The sequence below is a fragment of the Pseudomonas koreensis genome, assembly GCF_024169245.1.
Lineage (GTDB): Bacteria > Pseudomonadota > Gammaproteobacteria > Pseudomonadales > Pseudomonadaceae > Aquipseudomonas > Aquipseudomonas koreensis_F.
The window spans coordinates 3,668,155-3,693,187 of the sequence record NZ_JALJWP010000001.1 but is presented as its reverse complement, the minus strand read 5'-3'; the positions used below and the strand labels follow the sequence as shown (position 1 = coordinate 3,693,187).

General features: G+C 63.2%; 2 protein-coding genes (1 of these 2 cut by a window edge). Both read right to left on the bottom strand.

Annotated elements, in window-relative coordinates:
* Nucleotides 1–12,020: the 5' portion of a non-ribosomal peptide synthase/polyketide synthase gene (locus J2Y90_RS16400; protein ID WP_367399438.1), read on the bottom strand. The gene continues 5,824 nt to the left of window position 1, outside the view; only the first 12,020 of its 17,844 coding nucleotides appear in the window; it begins with the start codon at nucleotides 12,018–12,020; its stop codon lies off the left edge, out of view.
* Entirely contained in the window at nucleotides 12,017–25,033 is a 13,017-nt protein-coding gene (locus J2Y90_RS16395; protein WP_253500854.1) for a non-ribosomal peptide synthetase, read from the bottom strand. Before J2Y90_RS16395 ends, J2Y90_RS16400 begins: the two co-directional genes overlap by 4 nt.

The following is a 25,033-nucleotide window of genomic DNA, read 5'->3' as shown; positions in this document are numbered from 1 at the left end:
GCCGCTGGATCGCCACGCTCGCCGCCGCACAACAGAATGCGCAAGCCTTTGAGCGCCTGCGGGATCAGTTGCACGTACTGGTTGAACAGCGCGGTGGTGATGAAGAGGATTGTCGCGCCAGTGGCACTCAGTTCACGGCCGAAAGCATTCGGATCAAGCAAGGTCTGATGGTCGATGACCACCACGCGACCGCCATTGAGCAGCGGCCCCCAGATGTCCATGGTGCTGGCGTCGAACGCAGGGTTGGAGGCGAACACCACACGATCCTGCGCATTGAAATCGGCGTAACCGTTGTTGAGCACCAAGCGACCGATGCCCCGGTGCGGCACCATCACCCCTTTCGGGGTGCCGGTGGAGCCCGAGGTGTACATGATGTACGCCAGCGTCTCCGACGACTGCAACAGATTCGGGTTGTGCGTCGACTGACCGTTGAGGGTCAGCGTGTCCAGATCGATACGCGGCGCGACGTAGTCGATGACTTCACCGCTCAAGGTCAACAGCGCCACCGCCCGGCAATCCTCGACCATGAACGCCTGGCGTTCGCTCGGTGCATTGATGTCCAGCGGGACATAGGCCGCCGCGCACTTGGCGACGGCCAGTTGCGCCACGAGCAGTTCCAGCGAACGCGGTAGCAGAATCGCTACGTGATCGCCCGGTTGCACGCCGTGCGCGATCAGGTGATGGGCCAGGCGATTGGCCTGAGCGTTCAGCTCAAAGTAGCTCAGCGAGTGCGCGCCGTGCACCGCCGCCACAGCCCTGGGATGCGCCGCTGCCTGCTGCTGGAAAATCCCCTGCACGGTGAGTGTTTGCGGGTAGTCACGCGCCGTGGCGTTGAAGTCATACAGCAGGCGCTGACGCTCATCGGCCGCCAGCAACGGCGTGTGTTCCAGGATTATTTGATCATCCGTTACCATCGCTTCGAGCAAGCGTTGCAAGTAATCGACGTAACGCTCGATCGTCGACGCATCGAACAGCGCCGTGGCGTAGTTCAGCGAGCCACGCAACACCCCGTTGACCTCGCCCAGTGTCAGCGTCAGGTCAAACTTGGCGACATCGCCCGATCCGGCAATGGCCTCCAGCGTCAGATCGCCCAACGCCAGTTGCGGGCCGACGCTGCTGTCCCAGTTCAGTGTGGTCTGGAACAACGGGCTGTGCGCCAAGCTACGCGCTGGTCGGGCGATTTCGACCACTTGTTCGAACGGCAGATCCTGATGCGCTTGCGCCTCCAGTGTCCGCGCCTTGACCCGTGCCAGCAGCGCTTCGACGTTCGGTGCGCCCGAGGTGTCGATACGCAAAGCCAGCGTGTTGACGAACATGCCGACCAAGCCTTCGATTTCAGCGCGGCTACGGTTGGCCACCGGCGCACCGATCACCACATCGGACTGCCCGGACAAACGACTCATCAGCAATGCCCAGGCGCTCATCACCGTCATGAACAGCGTCACGCCGTGACGTTGGCTCAACGCTTTGAGGCCTGCGCTCAGGCGCTGGTCCAGCAGCACTTCGACGTTGCCGCCGGTGTAATCCTGCTGCGCCGGACGCGGGCGATCGGTTGGCAGCGTCAACAATGCCGGCGCGCCTTCGAGGGTTTGCTGCCAGTAGTCGCTTTGCTGCTGCAGCACTTCACCGTTGAGCCAGCGCCGCTGCCACACGGCGTAGTCGCCATATTGCAGCGTCAGGGCTGGCAGCGGATCAGGCTGACCCTGGCTGAACGCTTGATACAACGCCATCAACTCAGCGGTCAGCACGCCCATGGACCAGCCATCGGCAACAATGTGATGCACGGTCAACAGCAGCACCTGATGCTCGTCGGCCAGACGCACCAGCCGTCCGCGAATCAGCGGATCGTGCTGCAGATCAAACGCTGTCGAAGCTTCCTGTGTCATCAATGCCTGCAAGGCGTGTTCGGCTTGTGACTGTTGACGCAGGTCTTCAACGCGCAAGAGCAAACCGCTGTCGACCGGGGCAATCGACACCTGTGCGCTGTCGTCGAAGCGGATGAAGCGGCTGCGCAGGGTTTCGTGGCGGGCAACGATCCGCGCCAGCGCTGATTGCAGGGCATCGACGTCCAGGTGACCACGCAAGCGCAGACCAACAGGGATGTTGTACGCCGAGTTGCCACCCGCCATCTGCGCCAGGAACCACAGGCGTTGTTGGGCGAAGGACATCGGCAGTGCCTGATCACGCGGTGCCGGCAAAATGTCCGGTAGCACGCTGCGCCCGGCGCGATTCAATACTGCGGCAACTGCGCTCAATCGGGTATCGGCAAACAGATCACTCAGCGCCAGTTCGACGCCGAGACGCTGGCGAATCAGCGAAACCATGCGCATCGCCAACAGCGAATGACCGCCGAGTTCGAAGAAATGATCGTGACGGCCGACCTGCTTCACTTGCAGCACTTCGGCCCAGATCTGCGCCAGTGCTGTTTCCAGCTCGCCTTGCGGCGCCTCGTATTCGCGGGTCGGCAATGCGGCCAGATCCGGTTTCGGCAAGGCCCGGCGGTCGACCTTGCCATTGGCGGTCAGCGGCAAAGCCTCGAGCCGGACAAACGCTGCCGGCACCATGTAGTCCGGCAACTGCGTCAACAGCTGTGCGCGCAATTCGCCCAGCGCCAGTGGCTCGGCCCCGGCCTGTTCGGTGAAATACGCCACCAGTCGCGGCTGACCGGGTTGGTCCTCCCGGGCCAGCAGTACCGCTTCGTTGATCCCGAGGAGCTGATTGAGGCGGGTCTCGATTTCACCCAATTCAATGCGCATGCCACGAATTTTCACCTGATCGTCGTTACGGCCCAGGTAGTCGAGCGAGCCGTCTTCGCGCCAGCGGGCAAGGTCACCGGTGCGGTACATGCGCGCATTCGGCAAGGGGCTGAACGGGTCGTGCAGAAAGCGCTCGGCGGTCAGATCGACGCGGTTCAGGTAACCTCGCGCCACACCGGCACCGCCGACATACAACTCGCCCATGACGCCCATTGGCACCGGGCGTTGCTGCTCGTCGAGCAAGTAAACCGCCGCGTTCGCCACCGGTTTGCCGATGTGCAACGCCGCGCCGACTTCGATACGCCCGGAAGTGGCGACCACGGTAGCCTCGGTCGGGCCGTAGTTGTTGATCACGGCAAAGCGCTGGTCGCGGTTGAACTGGCGCAAGCGATCGCCACCAATCAGCAAGGTGCGCAAAGTCGGGTGATCGAGGTTCTGGCTGAACGCGTATTCAGCAATCGGCGTGGGCAGGAAGCTCACATCCAGTGGTTGCCCGTGCCACCATTCGAGCAACGCGTCGATGTCTTCGGTGCCGTCATGGGTCGGCGCCAAGTGCAAGGTCGCGCCCACACACAGCGCCGGCCAGACCTCCCACGCCATTGCATCGAAGCCAAACCCGGCAAGGCTTGAGGTGTGGCTGCCGGCGCGTAAGTCGAACGCATCACAGTGCCAGTCGACCAGGTTGGACAGCGTCTGATGCTCGACCATGACCCCTTTGGGCAGGCCCGTCGAACCCGAGGTGTAGATCACGTAGGCCAGATGCGCAGCGCTCAGTCCCGGAACCGCAGGGTTGTGCTGCGGCTGCGCCGGCCACGCGCACAGGTCGACATCGATTACTGGCACGCTCATCTGCGGCAGTCTCTCGTGCAAATCGCTTTGAGTGAGCACCGCAACCGGCGCGCTGTCGCCGAGCAGATAGCTGATCCGTTCAGTGGGATTCGCCGGGTCAACCGGCACGTAGCCGGCGCCGGCCTTGAGTATGGCGACCAGCCCGACCAACGTGTCCAGCCTACGACGGGCGACTATGGCCACGCGGTCATCGGCTTTCACCCCGATGGCGATCAAGTGATGAGCCAAGGCATTGGCCTGACGATTGAGTTGCAAGTACGTCAGTGGCTGCCCGGCAAACAGCGCTGCCACGGCCTGCGGACGCGCGGCGACCTGCGATTCGAAGCGCTGCGCAATCGTCAGCCCACGCGGGTAGTCAGCCTCGGTCGCGTTGAAGCCCGCCAGCACCTTTTCACGCTCGTGCATCGGCAGGATCGACAACCGATCGAAACCCACCTGCGGCTCAAGCTCCAGCGCATCAAGCAATACGCTCAACGCAGCCTGCATGTACCCGCAAATGCGTTGCGCATCAATGCCGGCCCCGGCCAATACCTTCAGGCTGAAATCGTCGCCACGATCATCGACGCTGAGGGTCAGGCGATAGTTGGTGTGTTCCTCGGCATCGAGCAATTGCATGCCGTGCCAGGCGGCTTGCACCTCGGCAGATATCGGTCCGACCGGAGCGCTGTGACGATAATTGAGCAGCGTGCTGAACAGCGGCGTTCCCGCCGGCATGGCGCTGCACTGTTGCACCTGCGCCAGTTGCGCATGCTCGTGGGCGAGCAACTGACTCAGGCGTTCGTGGGTCGCCAGTGCGGCACCTTTGACGCTATGAGCGTTCAGCTCGATGCACAACGGCAAGGTGTTGATGAACACACCGAGCGCTCGCTCCGCCCCCGCACCGCCCTGCAATCGGCCGAGCAACACCGTGCCAAACACCACGGTGTCACGCCCGGACAACTGCCCGAGTACCTGCGCCCAGGCGAGGTGCATCAGGCTGGCGGCGCTGACCCCCAAGCGTCGCGCCTGCTGACGCACGCTGTAGCTCAGTGGACTATCCAGATTCAGTTGCGCCTCTTGTGCGGGACCGTCGTCGGCCAGACTCTGTCCGTAGGGCAAGGTCGGCTCATCAACAGCGCCGAGCATCTCGCCGAAGAAACTGGCGTGCTCTTGCTCTGTCAGGCCGGAGCGGGTGTGCGCCACGTAATTGCGGTACGGCACCGGATCGCCCAGTTGCCCGGCGTTGCCCAGCAAAAACGCCTGCATCTCGTGCTGCAACACCTCGAGCGCCACGTGATCCATGACCAGGTGATGGAACAGCAGCAGCGCCACCACGCGTTGATGGGCGGCATCACGGCTGTACACCACGCGCATCAGCGGTGCCTCGGTAACCGGCATACGGTAGTTATCGACGTTGAATCGGTTACGCAACTGGCTCAGCGCATCGCCTGCTTCGGCATCCAGGTGCAATGCCTCGCAGCTCAGCGAAGCCAGACGCCAGACCACTTGCACCGGCTCTTCCAGCCCCTCCCAGAACAGCGACGTGCGCAGAATGTCATGGCGCTCGATCACTCTTTGCAGTGCCTCGGTGAAGGTCTGCAAACGCTGTTCATCGGCGAAGGCGAACTGCGCCTGCAACACGTACGGATCACCCTGCGCGGCCGACAGATGATGGAACAGAATGCCGGTCTGCAAAGGCGCCAGCGGGTAGATGTCCTGAACATTCCGGACGCCGCCGGGGACACTCGCGACGATCCGGTCGATGGCCGTTTGATCAAGCGCCATCAGCGGCAGCAGTTCGGGGGTGATGCGCAGGCAATCGGCGGGAATCAGGTTCGCTGGCACCGCCGCCTCGGGTTCGCCGCCGACCGCTGCAGCGAGCGCGGCCAGCGTTGGTTGGCCGAACAGCACGCGAATATCCGCCGACAGGCCGGCCTGGCGCATGCGCGCAACCAGATTGACCGCCAGCAACGAATGCCCGCCCAGTTCGAAGAAATGATCAAAGCGCCCTATCCGCTCGACCTTCAGCAGTTCGGCCCAGATACCCGCAATCACGGTTTCGACTTCACCGACCGGGGCTTCGTACGCGCGAGTCAGCAGCGCCGACGGGTCAGGGGCCGGCAAGGCCTGGCGATCCAGTTTGCCGTTGGGGCTCAGTGGCAAGGCCTGCAGATGCACAAACACCGCAGGCACCATGTAATCCGGCAAGTGCTTGAGCAGTTGGCTGCGCAACTGATCGATTTGCAGCGGCTCGCCGCTGTAGTACGCGACCAGACGCTGATCGCCCGGCACGTCTTCACGGGCCAGTACCGCCGCTTCGCGCACACCATCGACGTGCGCCAGATGTGCCTGAATCTCGCCCAACTCGATGCGCAAACCACGGATTTTGACTTGATCGTCGTTGCGCCCCAGATACCCGATGTTGCCATCAGCCAGATACCGTGCGACGTCACCGGTGCGATATAAACGCGCGCCAGCCTGATCGCTGAACGGATCGTCAAGGAAGCGTTCGGCCGTCAGCTGCGGCCGATTCAGATACCCCCGAGCCACCTGCACGCCACCCAGATACATCTCGCCTGCCACCCCCAGCGGCGTCGGTTGCTGGTGAACATCAAGGATGTACACGCGAGTGTTGCACAGCGGTTTGCCAATCGGCGGCGCGCCATGCGGTACCGGCGAATGCGGTTCCAGCGTCCACACGGTGCTGTCGACAGTGGCTTCGGTCGGGCCATAAACGTTGTGCAGGCGCACCTGCGGCAGACGCTCGCGGACGCTGCGCACCAACGCGCCAGTCAGCTCACCGCCACCACAAAACACATCGCTCAGGCTGCTGCACTCAACGACTTCTTCCACTTCAAGGAATTGCTGCAACAGCGCCGGTACGAACTGGATGACATTGACCTGTTGCTCACGAATCAGCTGCACCAGCGCCGCCGGATTGCGATGACCGTCCGGGCCCGCGAGGATCAGGCGCATGCCGCAGGTCAACGGCCAGAACAGCTCCCATACGGAAGCATCGAAACTCAACGGGGTTTTCTGCAACAGCGCAGCGCCGGTCGCCAGCGGACACAGGCTGGTGCTCCAGTGCAGCAAATTGCCCAAGTTGCGGTGCTCGACCATCACGCCTTTTGGGGTGCCGGTGGAACCGGAGGTGTAAATCACATAAGCCAGGTTCGCAGCGTTCAGGCCCGGTACCTGCGGATTGTTTTGCGCAAGGTTTTGCCAGCTGCAATGGTCGAAATCGACCAACATGCCGGCCCACTCGCCGATCAGTGCACGCGTCGGCGCATGCACCAGGACTGCCACGGGCGCGCTGTCCGCGAGCATATAAGCCAGACGCTCGGCGGGATAACCCGGGTCGAGCGGCACATATGCACCGCCAGCCTTGAGAATTGCCAGCAGACCGACAAGCAGCTGCGGCCCGCGCTCGACGCAGATCGCCACCCGCGAATCGCTGCCCACGCCGCACTGGCGCAAGTGATGCGCGAGGCGGTTGGCGCGGCGGTTCAATTCGGCGTAACTCAAACGCAGTTCACCGGCGACCAAGGCCTCAGCGTCTGGCGTGCGCAGCACCTGCGCCTCGAAGCGGCCATGAACGGTCTGTTCGAGATCGTGGGTGACGGCGGTGGCGTTCAGATCGACCAGCAGGTGCTGACGCTCGTCGTCGGCCAACAACGTCACCTGTTCCAGCACGGCTTGGTCGTTGCTGACCATTGCCTGCAACAGTCGCTGGAAGTAACCGACATACCGCTCAATGGTCGATTCGTCGAACAAGGCAACGGCGTACTCCAGCACACCGCGAATCCCGCCCGGCGCGTCTGCCAGCGTCAGCGACAAATCGAATTTGGCAAAGTGGCTCGGCTCGGCGACGCTTTCCAGCGTCAGCTCGCCCAGGCTCAGGCTGGCGCCGTGGCCGCTGTCCCAACTGAACATCGCTTGAAACAACGGGCTGTGCGCCATGCTGCGCAGCGGCCGGGTGATTTCCACCACTTGCTCGAACGGCAGATCCTGATGCGCCTGCGCTTGCAGCGTGCGCGTCTTGACCCTTGCCAGCAGCGCTTCAGTGCTCAACTCACCAGAGGTATCGATACGCAGCGCCAGCGTGTTGACGAACATGCCGATCAAGCCTTCGATCTCGGCGCGGGTACGGTTGGCCACCGGCGAACCGATGACCACTTCGGCTTGCCCGGACAAACGACTCAACAGACTCGCCCAGGCACTGAGCAGAAGCATGTACATCGTCACGCCGTGACGCTGGGCCAAGGCCTTGAGTGCGGCACTCAGGCGTTCGTCGAGCACCACGTCGACGGTGCTGCCGGCGTAATCCTGCTGCGCCGGGCGCACGCGGTCAGTCGGCAACGTCAACAGTGCCGGAGCGCCGGCCAGGGTCTGTTGCCAGTATTCGCTTTGACGCTGTAGCACCTCGCCACTGAGCCAGCGTCTCTGCCACACCGCGTAATCGCTGTATTGCAGCGTCAGCGGTGGCAGTGGATCCGCCTGACCCTGGCTGAACGCCTGATACAACGCCATCAATTCGCGGGTCAGAACCCCCATCGACCAGCCATCGGAAATGATGTGGTGCAGGGTCAGCAACAGCACGTGATGATCGTCGGTCAGCCGTACCAGTCGTCCACGAATCAGCGCGTCATCCTGCAAATCGAACGGCCCGGACGCTTCGCCCTGAATCAGCGCCTGCAAGGTTTCGTCAGGTTGCGGGTGCTGGCGCAGATCTTCGACGCGCAGCAGCAGACCGCTGTCGACCGGGGCGATCAGCACTTGCGCTTCGTCGTTGAACTGGGCGAAACGGCTGCGCAGGGTTTCATGCCGCGCGACGATGCGCGCCAACGCCTGTTGCAGGGCTTGTTCATTGAGGCTGCCACGCAGACGCAGGCCGATGGGAATGTTGTACGCGGTGTTCGCGCCTTCCATTTGTGCGAGAAACCACAAGCGTTGCTGAGCGAACGACAGCGGCAAGGCGCCGCCACGGGCCACCGCGACAATCTCCGGTTGCGTGCTGCGCCCGGCCTGCGCCACCGCCTCGGCGACGGCAGCGAGTTCGGCGTTGGCAAACAGATCGCCCAGCGCCAGCTCGACGCCGAGGCGCTGGCGAACCTGGGACACCATGCGCATGGCCAACAACGAATGGCCGCCGAGTTCGAAGAAATGATCCTGACGCCCTACTCGCTCGACCTGCAGCACCTGCGCCCAGATCTGCGCCAAAGCGCTTTCCAGTTCGTTGTGCGGTGCCTCGTACTCGCGGGTGAACAGCGCCGCACGCTCAGGTTTCGGCAAGGCTTTGCGGTCGACCTTGCCATTGGCGGTCAACGGCAGTGCGTCGAGTCTGACGAAGGCCACCGGCACCATGTACTCCGGCAACTGGCTCAACAAGTGCGCGCGCAACTCGGCTACCGTCAGCGGTTCGACCTGGCTCTGCTCGGTAAAATACGCCACCAGACGCGGCTGACCGGGTTCATCCTCGCGCGCCAGCAACACGGCTTCCTGAATGCCGGGCAACTGGTTGAGGCGGGTTTCGATTTCGCCGAGTTCGATGCGCACGCCACGGATTTTCACCTGATCGTCGTTACGCCCCAAGTACTCGATCGTACCGTCGGCACGCCAGCGTGCGAGGTCGCCGGTGCGGTACATGCGCGGGTTCGGCAGGGCGCTGAACGGGTCATGGAGGAAGCGCTCGGCGCTCAAGTCGGCGCGATTCAAATAGCCGCGAGCGATCCCGATACCGCCAACGTACAACTCACCCATGACGCCAATCGGCACCGGACGCTGCTGTTCATCGAGCAGGTACACCGTGGCATTGGTCACCGGTTTGCCGATGTGCAAGGCGCCGCCTGCCTCGATTCGCCCAGAAGTGGCGACCACGGTAGCTTCGGTCGGGCCATAGTTGTTGATCACGTCGAATTGCTGGTTGCGACTGAACTGGCGCAAGCGGTCGCCACCGATCAACAGCGTACGCAACGTCGGGTGTTCGAGGTTCTGGCTGAAGGCGTATTCGGCGACGGGCGTCGGCAGGAAACTGACGTCCAGTGGCTGCGCGCGCCACCAGGCGAGCAGCGCATCGATATCCTCGCTGCCTTCGTGAGTCGGTGCCAAGTGCAAGGTCGCGCCGGCACACAACGCCGGCCAGACTTCCCAGGCCATGGCGTCGAAACCGAAGCCGGCAAGGCTTGAAGTGTGGCGACCGGCGCACAGATCAAACGCGGAGCAATGCCAGTCGACCAGATTCGACAAGGTGCGGTGTTCGACCATCACCCCTTTGGGCAAGCCAGTGGAACCGGAGGTGTAGATCACGTAGGCCAGATGTGCGGCGGTCAGCCCCGGCACCTGCGGATCGAGGGTTTCGCTCAGCGGCCAGGTGCGCGGGTCAAGATCGATTACCGGCACCGCCAGCGCCGGCAAGCGACCACGCAGATTGTTTTGGGTCAGCACGGCGACGGGGGCGCTGTCGCTGAGTAAGTAATGCAGACGCTCGGCCGGGTGTGCCGGGTCGACCGGCACATAGCCGGCGCCGGCCTTGAGAATGGCGACCAGCCCGACCAGCGTATCGAGGCCACGGCGGGCGACGATGGCAACGCGATCATCAGGCTTCACACCCAGTTCGATCAGATGATGGGCCAGCGCGTTGGCATGCCGGTTGAGTTCGGCATAACTCAATTGCTCACCCAGGAACTGTGCTGCCAGCGCTTCTGGTCGCTGCGCCACTTGCGCCTCGAAACGTTGGGCAATGGTCAACGCTGCCGGGTAGTCGGCCTTAGTGGCATTGAACGCCAACAGCACCTGCTCGCGCTCGCCCGCCGGGAGGATCGGCAATTGGTTGAGCGCGGTATCGGGCGCCTGTTCCAGCGCCAGCACCAAACTATCGAGGGCGCATTGCAAGTAATCGCAGATACGCTGTGGATCGACCTCGGTGGTGGCCAGCAAGGTCAGGCTGAACGCATCGCCGAAATCATCGACACTCAAGGTCAGCGGATAGTTGGTGCGCTCCTCGGAGCTGAGCGTACTGATCCCTTCCCACGCAGCCAGGGTCTCGGCACTCGCCGTCGCCGCCGTATGGCTGTGCCGGTAATTGAGCAAGGCACTGAACAGCGGCGTCGGTGCGACCACGCCGCTGCAACGCTGGGCCAATGCCAGCGGCGCGTGTTCGTGGCGCATCAAAGTAGTCAGGCGTTTGTGCGTCGCCTCCACCGCCGCACGTACGCCCTGCGCATCGACATCGACCCGTAGCGGCAAGGTGTTGATGAAAATCCCCAGCGCCCGTTCAGTAGCTTCGGCGCCTTGCATGCGGCCCATCAGCACCGTACCAAACACCACGTTTGGCTTGCTGGTGAGCGCCGCGAGCACCTGCGCCCAGCCCAGGTGAAACAGGCTCGCGGCGCTCACGCCGAGTTGCCGCGCCTGCGCCCGCAAACGCTGGCCGAGCAACGCATTGATCGGCAGGCTCAGCTCGGTGATACCGCGGCCGTCGCCCTGCACATCCTGCAAACCGTACGGCAGCGTCGGCTCGGCAATGTCCGCGAGCATCTCGCGGAAAAACGTCTCGTGTTCTGCTTCGCTGATGCCCAGCCGCGCTTGCGCCACGTAATTGCGAAACGGCACCGGCCGGCCAAGCGATTGATCCTGTCCGGTGAGGCAGGCGAGCAGTTCGTGACGCACCACGTCGAGCGCCGAGTGGTCCAGGGCCATGTGATGGAACAACAACGTCGCGACCACGCGCTGACCGTCCTCGTCCCACGCGTAGGCCAGACGCATCATCGGCGCACACCGGACGTCGAGTCGGAAATGCCGCGCATCGAAGCGATCGTGCAATTGCTGCAGCGCAGCGCTTTCGCCGTCTGCCAGCACAACCTCTTCCATCGGCAACTGTGCCTGACGCCAGACCACTTGCAGCGGCACGTCCAGCCCCTCCCAATGCACCGCCGTGCGCAGGATGTCGTGGCGATCGATGACCTTTTGCAACGCTTGAGCGAAGTCCTGCAGACGTTCACGGCTGCTGAACGCGAAGTACGATTGCATGACGTAGGGATCGCCCTGCTCGTTGCTCGCGTGGTGATAGAGAATGCCTTCCTGCAACGGCGCCAGTGGATAGATGTCCTGCACATTGGCGGCGCCGCCCGGTACGTCGGCGATCAAGCGGTCGAGTGTCGGCTGATCCACTTCAGCCAGGGTCACCATCGCTGGCGTGATGTGCGTGCTGCCGGGAAGAATGCCGTTGGCCGGCACGTCGATCTGGCCGACGCGAGTGGCCGAGTATTGCCCGGCCTTGATCAGTTCGATCAGTGCCGGTTTGTGTTTACGCAGCGCGGCCAGCAGTGCCGGATCGCTCAACGCCTGTTTGTTGCCGTTGACGCGCAATTGCTCATCGGTCACCGCCAACTGAATGTCTTTTGCCTTCAGGGTTGCCAATAGTTCGAGCACATTCACAGGACGATCTCCATTCTTTCGGTAATTGCGGCGTAGCCGGCCAGGGTCGGTTGTTCGAACAACGCCCTGACATCGGCTTCCATGCCTTCCTGACGTAACCGGCCGATCAGACTGACCGCCAGTAATGAGTGACCACCCAGTTCAAAGAAATGATCGTGACGCCCTACTCGTTCGACGTTGAGCAGCTCGGCCCAGAGCCGTGCGAGGGTGATTTCGACTTCACCGACCGGGGCTTCGTATTCGCGGGTTTTCAGCGATTGCTGATCCGGCGCCGGCAGCGCCTTGCGGTCGAGCTTGCCGTTGGGGCTCAGCGGCAAAGCGTCGAGATGCACGAACACGGCGGGCACCATGTAGTCCGGCAAGGGCTTGAGCAAATGACTGCGCAGCAGGTCGATTTCCAGGCGTTCGCCGGTGTAGTACGCGACCAGACGTTTGTCGCCCGGCACGTCTTCGCGGGCCAGCACCACCGCTTCTTGCACGCCGTGGACCTGGGTCAGGCGTGCCTGGATTTCGCCCAGTTCAATACGCAGACCGCGGATCTTCACCTGATCATCGTTACGCCCCAGGTATTCGATATTGCCGTCCGGCCGATACCGTGCGACGTCGCCAGTGCGGTACATGCGCCCATGCGGATGAAACGGATCCTCGAGGAAGCGTTCGGCCGTCAGTTGCGGTCGGTTCAGATACCCGCGCGCCACCTGCACGCCAGCGATGTACAGCTCGCCGATCACGCCTTGCGGCACCGGTTGCTGTTGCGCATCAAGGATGTACAGGCGGGTGTTGGCGATCGGTTTGCCGATCGGCGTGTTGTCCGGGGTCTGCTCGATGGAGCCGGCGCAATCCCACGCCGTGACGTCGACGGCCGCTTCGGTCGGGCCGTACAGGTTGTACAAAGCGCTGCCCGGCAGTTGCAGTTTGAAGCGCCGCACCAGACTGCCCGGCAACGCTTCTCCGCTGCACATCACCTGACGCACGCCATCGCAGCGTGTGGCATCGCTGTTAGCGAGGAACACGTCGAGCATCGACGGCACAAAGTGCAGCGTGGTGATGTTCTCACGCTCGATCACGTCGCTCAGATACTGCGGATCCTTGTGCCCGCCGGGCTGCGCCATGACCAGCCGCGCGCCGGTCATCAGTGGCCAGAAGAACTCCCACACCGACACGTCGAAGCTGAACGGGGTTTTCTGCAACACCGAATCGGCCGCGGTCAGCTGATAGGCGTCCTGCATCCACAGCAGACGATTGACCACCCCGGCATGTTCGTTGACCACACCTTTGGGCTGGCCGGTCGAGCCCGAGGTGTAGATCACGTAAGCGCTGTGCCGGGGCGTCAGCGCCGGGATTTGCGGATTGTCGGCGGACAGTGATTGCCAGCTGTTGTGGTCAAGGTCGACCACTGCCGCCGTGACATCCCCCAGCAACCCGCTGGTAGCAGTGTGTACCAGCACCACGGCTGGCGCGCTGTCCTCAAGCATGTAGGCCAGGCGCTCCGGCGGATAGGTCGGGTCCAGCGGCACATACGCGGCGCCGGCCTTGTTGATCGCCAGCAGGCCGATGACCATTTCCAGACTGCGTTCCACGCAGATCGCCACGCGCGAATCCACCTGCACACCGAGGTCGACCAGGTGCCCGGCCAGGCGGTTGGCGCGCTCGTTCAGTTGCGTGTAGCTCAATGCCTGTTCGCCGGCGACGACGGCCACAGCCTGTGGCGTACGCAGCACTTGCGCTTCGAATAAACCGTGCAGCGTCTGCTGCAAATCGTAATCGACGTCGGTGGCGTTGAGGCCGAACAACAACGCCTGCCGCTCCTCGTCCGGCAACACCGTCAAACGATTCAACGGTTGCTGTGGTGTCTGCTCCAACGCCTCAGCCAGCACAACCAGCGCGTTCTGCATGAACCGGCTGATGCGTGCTGCGCCGATACGCGCCGGGGTCATCACCGTCAGTTGGAAGCCGCTGCCGAAATCGTCGACGTTAAGGGTCAACGGGTAATTGGTGCGCTCCTCACCGGTCAGGGATTCGATGCCCTGCCAAGCCTCACGCTTGGTATTTTGCTGAGCTTCGCTGTCGCTATGGCGGTAATTGAGCATTGCGCTGAACAGTGGCGACGGCGCCGCCACACCGCTGCAACGCTGGGCCAATGCCAGCGACGCATGTTCGTGGGCCAACAGCGCACTGAGTCGCGCATGGGTTGCCTTGACCCCGGCGCGCACGTTGCTTTCGTCAACATCCACACGCAATGGCAAGGTGTTGATGAACATGCCCAGCCCGCGATCCGCGCCTGCGCCGCCCTGCATGCGCCCGAGTAACACGGTGCCAAAGACCACGCGCTCCTGGCCGGACGTTGCCGCCAGCACCCGTGCCCAGGCGAGATGGAACAGGCTGGCGACGCTGACACCGAGCAACCGCGCCTGACTGCGCAAACGCTGCGCCACCGCAGCAGGCAGCGCCCGGCGGACTTCCTCGATGTCATTGCCGTCGCCGTGCACATCCTGCAAACCGAACGGCAGTGTCGGTTCGTCGATGTCGCCGAGCATCTCGCGGAAGAACACTTCGTGCTCTTGTTCGCTGACGCCAAGTCGGGTCTGAGCCACATAGTTGCGGTACGGCACAGCGGCCACCGGCAGTTGCTCATCACCGCGCAAAATCGCCTGCATTTCTTCGCTGACCACGGCGAGCGCGGTGTGGTCCATGGCGATGTGGTGGAACAACAGCATGGCAACCACGCGCTGATGGTCCGGATCGAGGGCATACACCAAGCGCAGGAGTGGTGCCTGATCCAGCTCCAGACGCCAGTTCCGCGCATCGAAGCGCGCGCGCAACTGCTCGATGGCTTCACCCTGCGCGGGCTCCAGCGCCACGGCCTGTACCGGCAGTTCGGCATGACGCCAGACCACTTGTACCGGCGCTGCGAGCCCTTGCCAGACAATCGAAGTGCGCAGAATGTCGTGGCGGCTCATGACTTGACGCAGCGCCGCGGCAAACGCCTGAAAACGCTCGACGCTGTCGAATGCCAGACACGATTGCAGCAGGTACGGATCGCCCTGCGCCGCACTGAGATGGTGATACAGAATCCCTTCCTGCAACGGCGCCAGCGGATAAATATCCTGCACGTTGGCCGCGCCGCCCGGCACCGTGGCAACGATGCGCTCGATGCTGGCCTGATCCAGTTGCACCAGCGTCAGCATGTCCGCGTTGATGTGCGTGCAATCGGCCGCAATCAGATTGTCCGGCACTGCGACCTCGCGGCCACTGCCCACCGCTGCAGCTAGCGCGGCTAGAGTCGGCTGGCTGAAGAGCACACGCACATCGGTGCTCAGATCGACCTGACGCATGCGTTCGATCAGCGTCACTGCCAGCAATGAATGCCCGCCCAATTCGAAGAAGTTGTCGTGGCGGCCGACCTGTCCAATGTTCAAAACGTCCGACCAGATCTGCGCCAGCGCAATTTCCACCGAACCTTGCGGCGCGGCGTAGTCGCGGCTCAGCCACGCCGTTTGATCCGGCTCCGGCAACGCCTTGCGGTCGAGTTTGCCGTTAGCGGTCAGCGGCAGTGCTGGCAGACGTACGTAAGCGACGGGCACCAGGCCTTGCGGCAACTGCGCTTGCAGATGACTGCGCAAATCATCGATCTCGACGTTCAGGCGTTCGGTAAACCACGCCAGCAACTGCCCGTCGCGCACCAGCACCACGCAATCCTGCACGGCTTCGTGACCACACAATGCCGCTTCGATTTCGCCCAGTTCGATGCGCACGCCGCGCAGTTTGACCTGATCATCGTTGCGCCCCAGGTATTCGATTGTGCCGTCGGCGAGCCAGCGTGCGAGGTCACCGGTGCGGTACATGCGCGCCTGCGGTTCGTCACTGAACGGGTCGTCGAGGAAGCGTTCGGCAGTCAGCTCTGGCCGATGCAGATAACCACGCGCCACACCGGCACCGCCGACATACAACTCGCCGGCGACGCCGACCGGTACCGGGCGCTGCTGATCGTCGAGCAGGTAAATCTTCGCATTGGCCATCGGCCGGCCGATGTGCAGCACCTGCCCGGCCTCGACCGCGCCGGAGGTGGCGACCACCGTGGCTTCGGTCGGGCCGTAGTTATTGATCACCGCGAAGGTCTGCTCGCGGGGGAACTGGCGCAGTTTGTCGCCACCGATCAACAGCGTGCGCAAGGTCGGGTGGCCGAGGTCGCGACTGAACGCGTATTCGGCGACGGGCGTCGGCAGGAAACTCACCTGCAATGGCTGCGCGCGCCACCACGCGAGCAACTCGTCGAGGTGCTCGTTGCTCACCGATTGCGGTGGCAGATGCAGGGTCGCGCCGACGCACAGTGCTGGCCAGACCTCCCACGCCATGGCATCGAAACCGCAGCCGGCGACGCTTGAGGTTTGGCTGCCGGCGCGTAGGTCGAAAGCTTCGCAGTGCCAGTGCACAAGGTTTTCCAGCGTTGCGTGTTCGACCATCACGCCTTTCGGCTGGCCGGTGGAGCCGGAGGTGTAGATCACGTAGGCCAGATGAGCCGGGGTCAGCGTCGACAGTTGCGGATTGCTGTCGGACAACTGCTGCCAAGTGGGATGGTCCAGATCAATCAACGGCACTGCGCCCAGCAAATCAGCCGTCGCAGCCTGCGCCAGTACCGCCATCGGCACGCTGTCCTGCAACAGATAAGCGATGCGTTCCGCCGGATACGCCGGGTCGACCGGCACATAACCGGCGCCGGTCTTGAGGATCGCCAGCAACGCGACGAGCATGTCCGGGCCACGGCGCAGACACACGGCGATGCGGTCATCGGGCTGCACGCCGAGGCCGAGCAAGTGATGGGCCAGGCGATTGGCACGCTGATTGAGCTGAGCGTAAGTCAGCTGCTGCGCGCCCTGCACCACGGCCGGTGCATGCGGCTGCTGCTCGGCCTGAACCTCGACCAAGCGCTGAATCGTCGCGCCACGCGGATAGGCCGCGTCATGCTGGTTGAAGCCGACCAGCAAGTCTTCGTATTCCGCCACCGAAAGCACCGGCAACCGGTTGAGCGGACGTTGCGGTGCTTCTTCCAGTGCGGTCACCAGATGTTCGAGTGCGGTGTGCATGTAACTGCAAATCCGTTGTGCACCGATCTCGGCGACCGCCAGCACGTCGAGGGCAAAGCCTTCGCCCAGATCATCCACCGACAGGGTCAGCGGATAATTGCTGCGCTCCTCACCGCCAAGCATGCGCACGCCCTGCCAAATTCCTTGACCATCGCGCGGCTGTTGTGCGGCGGCGCTGTGCCGGTAGTTGAGCAAGGCACTGAACAGCGGCGCGGAACCGACCATGCCACTGCAACGCTGGGCCAGCGCCAGTGACGCGTGTTCATGGCCAAGCAGCGCCGTCAGCCGCGCATGGGTGGCTTTCACCCCGGCGCGCACGCCTTGTGCGAGATCAACCCGCAGCGGCAAGGTATTGATGAACACCCCGAGCGTGCGGTCGGCGCCCTCGCCGCCCTGCATCCGTCCCATCAGCACGGTGCCGAACACCACATCACAGCGTCCGGAGACCATGCCCAGCACCTGCGCCCAGGCCATGTGCATCAGGCTCGCCGGGCTGACACCCAACTGCCGCGCCTGTTCGCGCAGGCGCAAATTGAGCGTGGCATCGACCGCTTGCAGCGCTTCTTCGATGCCACGCCCATCGCCCTGAACATCCTGCAGACCGAAAGGCAAGGTCGGCTCGTCGATATCGCCAAGCATCTCGCGGAAGAACGCCTCATGTTCCTGCGCATCGGCGCCCAGGCGCGCCTGCGCCACGTAGTTGCGGTACGGCATCGGGGGAGTCAGCGTGTCGAGCTGATCAAACATCAACGCGTGCATTTCCCGACCAATCACTTCCATGGCGGTGTGGTCGAGAATCGAGTGATGGAACAACACGATGGCGACGACTTGCTGATGCGCCGGATCCTCGGCGTAGACCATGCGGATCAGCGGTGCCTGATTCAAGTCGAGGCGGAAATGCCGAGCATCGAATCGCGCGTGCAACTGTTGGAGAATGTCGCCGTCCTGCACCTCCAGTGGCACCTTGTGCACAACCATCTGCGCCTCACGCCAGACCACTTGCTGTGGGTTGGACAAGCCTTCCCAGACTACGCTGGTGCGCAGAATGTCGTGACGCGCGATGACCTGCTGCAAATGCGTGGCGAAGGTTTGTAAACGTTCGAGGCTGTCGAAGGCCAGACGTGATTGCAGCAGATACGGATCACCCTGTTCGGCACTGAGGTGGTGATAAAGAATGCCTTCCTGCAACGGTGCCAGCGGGTAGATGTCCTGCACATTGGCGGCGCCGCCCGGCACCGTGGCGACGATACGATCGATGCTGGCCTGATCCAGCGTGGTCAGGGTCAGCATGTCCGGGGTGATGTGCGTGCAATCGGCCGCAATCAGATTGGCCGGCACTGCGATTTCCCGACCACTGCCCAAGGCCCGCGCCAGCGCGGCGAGGCTCGGCTGGTTGAACAGCACGCGTACATCGGCGCTCAGGCCGGCCTGACGCATGCGTTCGATCAGGCTCACCGCCAACAGCGAATGGCCGCCGAGTTCGAAGAAGTTGTCGTGACGACCGATCTGTTCGATGTTCAGTACGTCGGCCCAGATCTGCGCCAGCGCTACTTCAACCGGGCCTTGCGGCGCCTCATATTCACGGCTGAGCCACGCGTCCTGATCCGGCTCGGGCAAGGCCTTGCGGTCGAGTTTGCCGTGAGCCGTGAGCGGCAGGCTGGCCAGTCGCACATAGGCGGCCGGCACCAAAGTGTCCGGCAGTTGCGCTTGCAGATGGCGGTGCAAGTCGCCGATCTCGACCTGCTCGATGTCAGTGAACCACGCAACAAGACGCCCGTCGCGCACCAGCACCACGCATTCACGGACCGCATCATGTGCGCTTAGCGCCGATTCGATTTCCCCGAGTTCTATACGCACACCGCGCAGTTTCACCTGATCGTCGTTGCGCCCCAGGTATTCGATATTGCCATCGTCCAGCCAGCGCGCCAGGTCACCGGTGCGGTACATCCGCGCGTGCTGTTCGTCGCTGAATGGGTCGTCGAGGAACTGCACAGCGGTCAGTTCCGGTCGATTCAGATAGCCGCGTGCAACCCCGGCGCCACCGACATACAACTCGCCCTGCACGCCCGTCGGCACCGGCTGTTGCTGGCGGTCCAGCAGATAGATCCGCGCATTGGCGATCGGCCGGCCAATGTGCAAAACCCGCCCGGGTTGGATGCTCCCGGACGTCGCCACCACCGTAGCTTCGGTCGGGCCGTAGTTGTTGATCACGGCGAACGTCTGCTCCCGTGGGAACTGGCGCAACTTGTCGCCACCGATCAGCAGCGTGCGCAGGGTCGGATGGCCCAGTTCACGACTGAAGGCATATTCGGCCACCGGGGTCGGCAGAAAACTCACCTGCAACGGCTGCGCACGCCACCACTCGAGCAGTTCGTCGAGGTGTTCATTTTTGATCGAGGGCGGTGGCAGATGCACGGTCGCGCCGACGCACAACGCCGGCCAGACTTCCCAGGCCATGGCATCGAAACCGCAACCGGCGATGCTGGCGGTGTGGCTGCCGGCGTGCAGATCGAAAGCTTCGGCGTGCCAGTGCACGAGGTTTTCCAGAGTGCGGTGCTCGACCATCACGCCTTTCGGTTGCCCGGTGGAACCCGAGGTGTAGATCACGTAGGCCAGATTCGCCGGGGTCAGGCCCGACCGTTGCGGGTTGTCGTCGGGCAAGTGCCGCCAGTCGCTGGCGTCCAGATCAATCACCGGCGCAAAGCCGAGCAAGTGGCGCGTCGAAGCCTGCGCCAGCACCGCGACCGGATCACTGTCCTGCAACAGGTAGGCAATGCGTTCTGGCGGATAATCCGCATCGATCGGTACATAACCCGCGCCGGCCTTGAGAATCGCCAACTGCGCAACGAGCATGTCAGGGCCGCGACGCAGGCACAGCGCGACACAGTCGTCGACTTGCACGCCGAGGCCGATCAAGTGATGGGCGAGGCGATTGGCGCGCTGATTCAGTTCACGGTAGCTGAGCTGTTGCTCGCCCTGCACCACCGCTAGCGCCTCGGGATGCGCCAGGACTTGCGCTTCAAACAGGCGCGGCACTGTTTGCGCGGGCGGGTATTCACGACCGCTGATATTGAAGCCGACCAGCACCCGTTGGCGCTCGCCCGGCGACACGATCGTCAGTTGCTGCAACGGCGCCGTCGGCGTGTACTCCAGCGCCGTGACCAGACTGTGCAACGCGGTTTGCAAGAAATCACAGACCCGCGTGCCATCCACCTGCGGCACGGCTTGCACGCTCAGACGGAAACCTTCGCCAAGGTCGTCGACGCTGACCACCAACGGATAGTTACTGCGCTCGCGCGAGCTGAGAATCTGCACGCCGTCCCACGTTACCGCGGCCGATTCCGGCGCACTGTGGCGGTAGTTGAGCAAGGTGCTGAACAGCGCCTGCGAACCGGCAACACCACTGCAACGCTGGGCCAGTGCCAGCGAGGCTTGCTCATGGCCGAGCAACTGCGCCAGACGTGCATGGGTCGCACGCACGCCGCTCTCTACCGAATCCGCCCCGACGCTGACGCGCAGCGGCAAGGTGTTGATGAACATGCCCAACGCCCGATCAGCGCCCTCCCCACCTTGCATCCGTCCGAGCAACACTGTGCCGAACACCACCTCTTGCTGGCCGGAAACCTGCGCCAACACCTGCGCCCAGGCCTGATGCACCAGACTGGCCACGCTGACACCCAGCCGCCGCGCCTGCTCGCGCAGACGCTGACCAAGGCTGGCGTCCAGCTCGGAATGACTGTCGAGGATCGCGCTGCCGTCGCCGTGCACGTCCTGCAAACCGAAGGCCACGGTGGGTTCGTCAATGTCAGCAAGCATCTCGCGAAAGAAGAGTTCATGAGCCTGATCATCGGAACCGAGCCGCGCCTGCGCGACGAAATTACGGTACTGCACCGGCGGCGGCAGATCACTGCTGACGCCGCGCATGACGTCGTTCATTTCCGCGACCAGCACATCCAGCGCGGTGTGATCAAGGACGATATGGTGCAGCAGGAGAATGCCGATCCAGCGGTTGTGCGGCTGATCTTCGGTGTAGACAAAGCGCATCAGCGGCGCGCGATTGAGGTCCAGATGATAGTGGCGCGGATCGAAACGCGCTTGCATCTGTTCCAGTACATCGCCGACGAGTTCATCGGCATCGACGCGTTCCAGCGCCAGTGGTGCCTCACGCCAGACCACTTGCACCGCCTCTTCAAGCCCTTCCCAGACAATGCCGGTGCGCAGAATGTCATGGCGTTTGATCACGCCATTCAAGGCACGAACGAAGTCTTTGATCCGCGCCAGGCCGTCGAAGGCGAATTGCGCCTGCAACACATAGGGATCGCCGGCGCTGGTTGCCAAGTGGTGATAGAGAATCCCCGCCTGCAACGGGGCAAGCCCGTAGATGTCCTGCACATTGGCAATGCCGCCCGGCACGCTGGCAACCACGCGGTCGATCGCGGCCTGATCGAGATGGGCCAGCGGCAGCATGGCCGGGGTAATGCGCGAGCAATCCGCCGCGATCAGATTGTCCGGCACGACGATCACGCGTTCGCTGCTCAAGGTCGCCGCCAGCGCGGCCACGCTTGGCTGACCGAACAGCACGCGCACATCACAATGCAGATCCTGTTGGCGCATGCGTTCGATCAGTTTTACCGCCAGCAGCGAATGGCCACCGAGTTCGAAGAAATTGTCATGGCGACCGACTTGCTCGACACCGAGCAAGGTCTGCCAGAGTTCGGCAATCAGCTTTTCCACGACCCCGACCGGTGCTGCGAAGCCACGATGGGCGAAGGCCTCGCTGTCCGGTTGCGGCAAGGCTTTGCGGTCGAGCTTGCCATTGGTGGTCAGCGGAAAAGCGTCCAGACGCACGAAGGCGCTCGGCACCATGTAGTCAGCCAGCACCGCCAGCAAATGATCACGCAACTGCGCCACGTCCGGCGCGGCGCCTGCGTCGGCCAGCCAGTAGGCAACCAGACGCTGATCACCGGGGCTGTCCTCGCGGGCGATGACCACGGCTTCGCGCACCCCTGCGCAAGCGCAAAGGCGCGCTTCGATTTCGCCCAGTTCGATGCGGAAACCGCGAATCTTCACTTGATCGTCGTTACGGCCCAGGTATTCGAGGCTGCCGTCGGCGGCCCAGCGCGCGAGGTCACCGGTTTTATACAAACGCGCCTCGGCGTTTTCGCTGAACGGATCATTGATAAAACGCTCGGCCGTCAGTGCTTCGCGATTCAGATAACCGCGCGCCACCCCCGCGCCGCCGACGTACAACTCGCCAATCACGCCTACGGGGACCGGCTGACGCTGCGCATCGAGGACATACAGTTGCAGGTCGGGAATACGCACGCCAATCGGGCTGACGCCGAGCAATTGCGCGTCGGCGGCTTGCAGCGGTCGATAGGTCACGTGCACGGTGGTTTCGGTGATGCCGTACATGTTCACCAGCCGTGTACCGGCATTGCCGACCCGTGCGTACCACGGTTTGAGCAGGCTCGGCTCCAGGGCTTCACCGCCGAAAATGACTTCCCGCAACGAGTGTTGAAGCTGACTGCGGCCCTGCGCGGCGATCAATTGGCGGAAGGCGCTCGGCGTCTGGTTGAGCACGGTCACGCCGCTTTGGCAGAGCAATTCATAGCAGTCATCCGGCGACCGGCTGACAGCTTGCGGGACCAGCAGCAATTGCCCTCCGAGCGCCAGCGCGCCCCAGATTTCCCACACCGAGAAATCGAACGCAAAGGAATGGAACAGCGCCCAGGTGTCCTGCTGATTGAACTGGAACCAGTCATGGGTAGCAGCAAACAGCCGCGTCACGTTGCGGTGCTCGACCATTACGCCTTTGGGCAAACCGGTGGAACCGGAGGTGTAGATCACGTAAGCCAGATGCGCCGTGGTCAATTCGGGAATCTGCGGATTGCAGTCGAGTCCGGCCTCGAGGTGAGCGCCGTCGAGGTCAATCTGCGGCGCGTCGAGATCGGCCACGCGATCGCGCGTTGCCGCTTGCATCAGCACCGCCGCCGGTGCGCTGTCCTGCAAGGTGAAGCTGATTCTGTCGAGCGGATAAGCCGGATCGATCGGCACGTACCCGGCACCAGCCTTGAGTACGCCGAGCAGGCCGATGATCATCTGTGGGCCTCGCTCGACGCAGATGGCGACACGGTCATCGGGGCGGATGTTCAGCGCCAGTAAATGATGGGCGACCTGATTGGCGCGGCGATTGAGCTCGCCGTAGCTGAGCGTCTGCCCCGCGAAGATCAACGCCGTGGCGTCAGGTCGGGCCTGCGCATGGGCTTCGAATTGCTGGTGGATCAGCGGGGATTCGGGGAACTGCGTCAGAGGCAGATTGCTGCCGTGCAGCAGGTGTTCGAGTTCGCTGGCGGGGAGGATTTTCAGCTCTTGCAGCGCCACATCGGCGCTGGATTGCAGCGCCGCAGCCAGGCTCTCCAGCGCAGTGCTCAGGTAAGCCGCCATGCGCTCGGCACCCAGCGCTGCATCTGCCAGGGCGGTGATGCGCAAATCTGCGCCGAGGTCATCAATGTTGATGGTCAGCGGATAGTTGGTGCGCTCGCGGGCGCCGAGCAGCTGCACACCGGGGGCAATGTCGACCACGTCAGCGACTTCTTCGACACTGCTGTGCCGGTAGTTGAGGATCGCGCTGAACAGCGGCGTCGGCACGGCCACTGCGCTGCAGCGTTGGGCCAAAGCCAGCGAAACCTGCTCATGCGCAAGCAACGCCGTCAGGTGCTGATGGGTCGCCCGCACGCCGGCACGCACACTTTGTTCGCCGACATCAACGCGCAGCGGCAAAGTGTTGATGAACATGCCCAACGCCTGCTCACCACCCTCGCCCGCGTCCATCCGCCCCAGCAGCACGGTGCCAAACACCACCGCCGTGCGCCCGGACAATTGCCCCAGCACCCGCGCCAGCGCCAGATGCGTCAGGCTCGCAACGCTCACGCCGAGCTGCCGCGCCTGCTCGCGCAACTGCTGGCTCAAGCGGCTGTCGAGCATCAACGAAGACTCCTCGATGGCGTGGCCGTCACCCTGCACATCCTGCAAACCACACGGGAGTGTCGGCTCGTCGATGTCGGCGAGCATCTCGCGGAAAAACGCTTCTTGCGCCTGCTGATTGCCGGCACTGCGCGCCATCGCCAAGTGATCGCGATACGGCACCGGCGCAGGCACCTGCGCGGTCTGCCCGAGCAGAAACGCCTGGATTTCCCTGCGCATTACATCCAGCGCAACGTGATCCATGATCATGTGATGAAACAGCAACAGCGCGACCACGCGCTCCTGGGCAGGATCCTGCGCATAGACCATGCGCAGCAGCGGCGCTTGCTGCATGTTCAGGCGCAAGTGCTGCGGGTCATGGCGTTCGAGCAATTGCGTGAGTACGTCGCGGTCACGGTCGACGCTGATTTTCTCACACACCAGCGACGCCTCGCGCCAGACCACTTGCACCGCCTCGTCGAGGTATTCCCAGACAAACGAGGTGCGCAGAATGTCGTGACGCTTGACCACCCAACGCAGCGCGTCGGCAAACGCGTCCAGCCGTTGCAGGCCGTCGAACACGAAGCGCGCCTGCGAAATGTAGGGGTCGCCAGCAGCAGCCGAGAGGTGGTGATAGAGCATGCCCTCCTGCAACGCGGACAGCGGATAGATGTCTTGCACATTGGCGGCGCCGCCCGGCACGGTGGCGACGATGCGGTCAAGCGCCTCCTGATTCAGCGTCACCAGCGGCAGCATGTCCGGGGTGATGCGAAAGGCCGGGCTCAGCCAGTCACCGCCGTGTTCTGCAACCAGTTCCAGCAGTTGCGCCTTGTGCGCCGCGAGGCTGTCCCACAACGCGTCATCCAGCGCGTCGTCGCTGCCCAGAATGACCAGGTCTTCATCTTCCTGTTGAAGGCGGATCGCATGGGTGGAAATAACAGCCATCAGTTCGCTGAAATGCAT

Excerpts from the sequence above, each read along its gene's own strand:
- J2Y90_RS16395 (WP_253500854.1), bottom strand. The coding sequence starts at position 25,033 with ATGCATTTCAGCGAACTGATGGCTGTTATTTCCACCCATGCGATCCGC.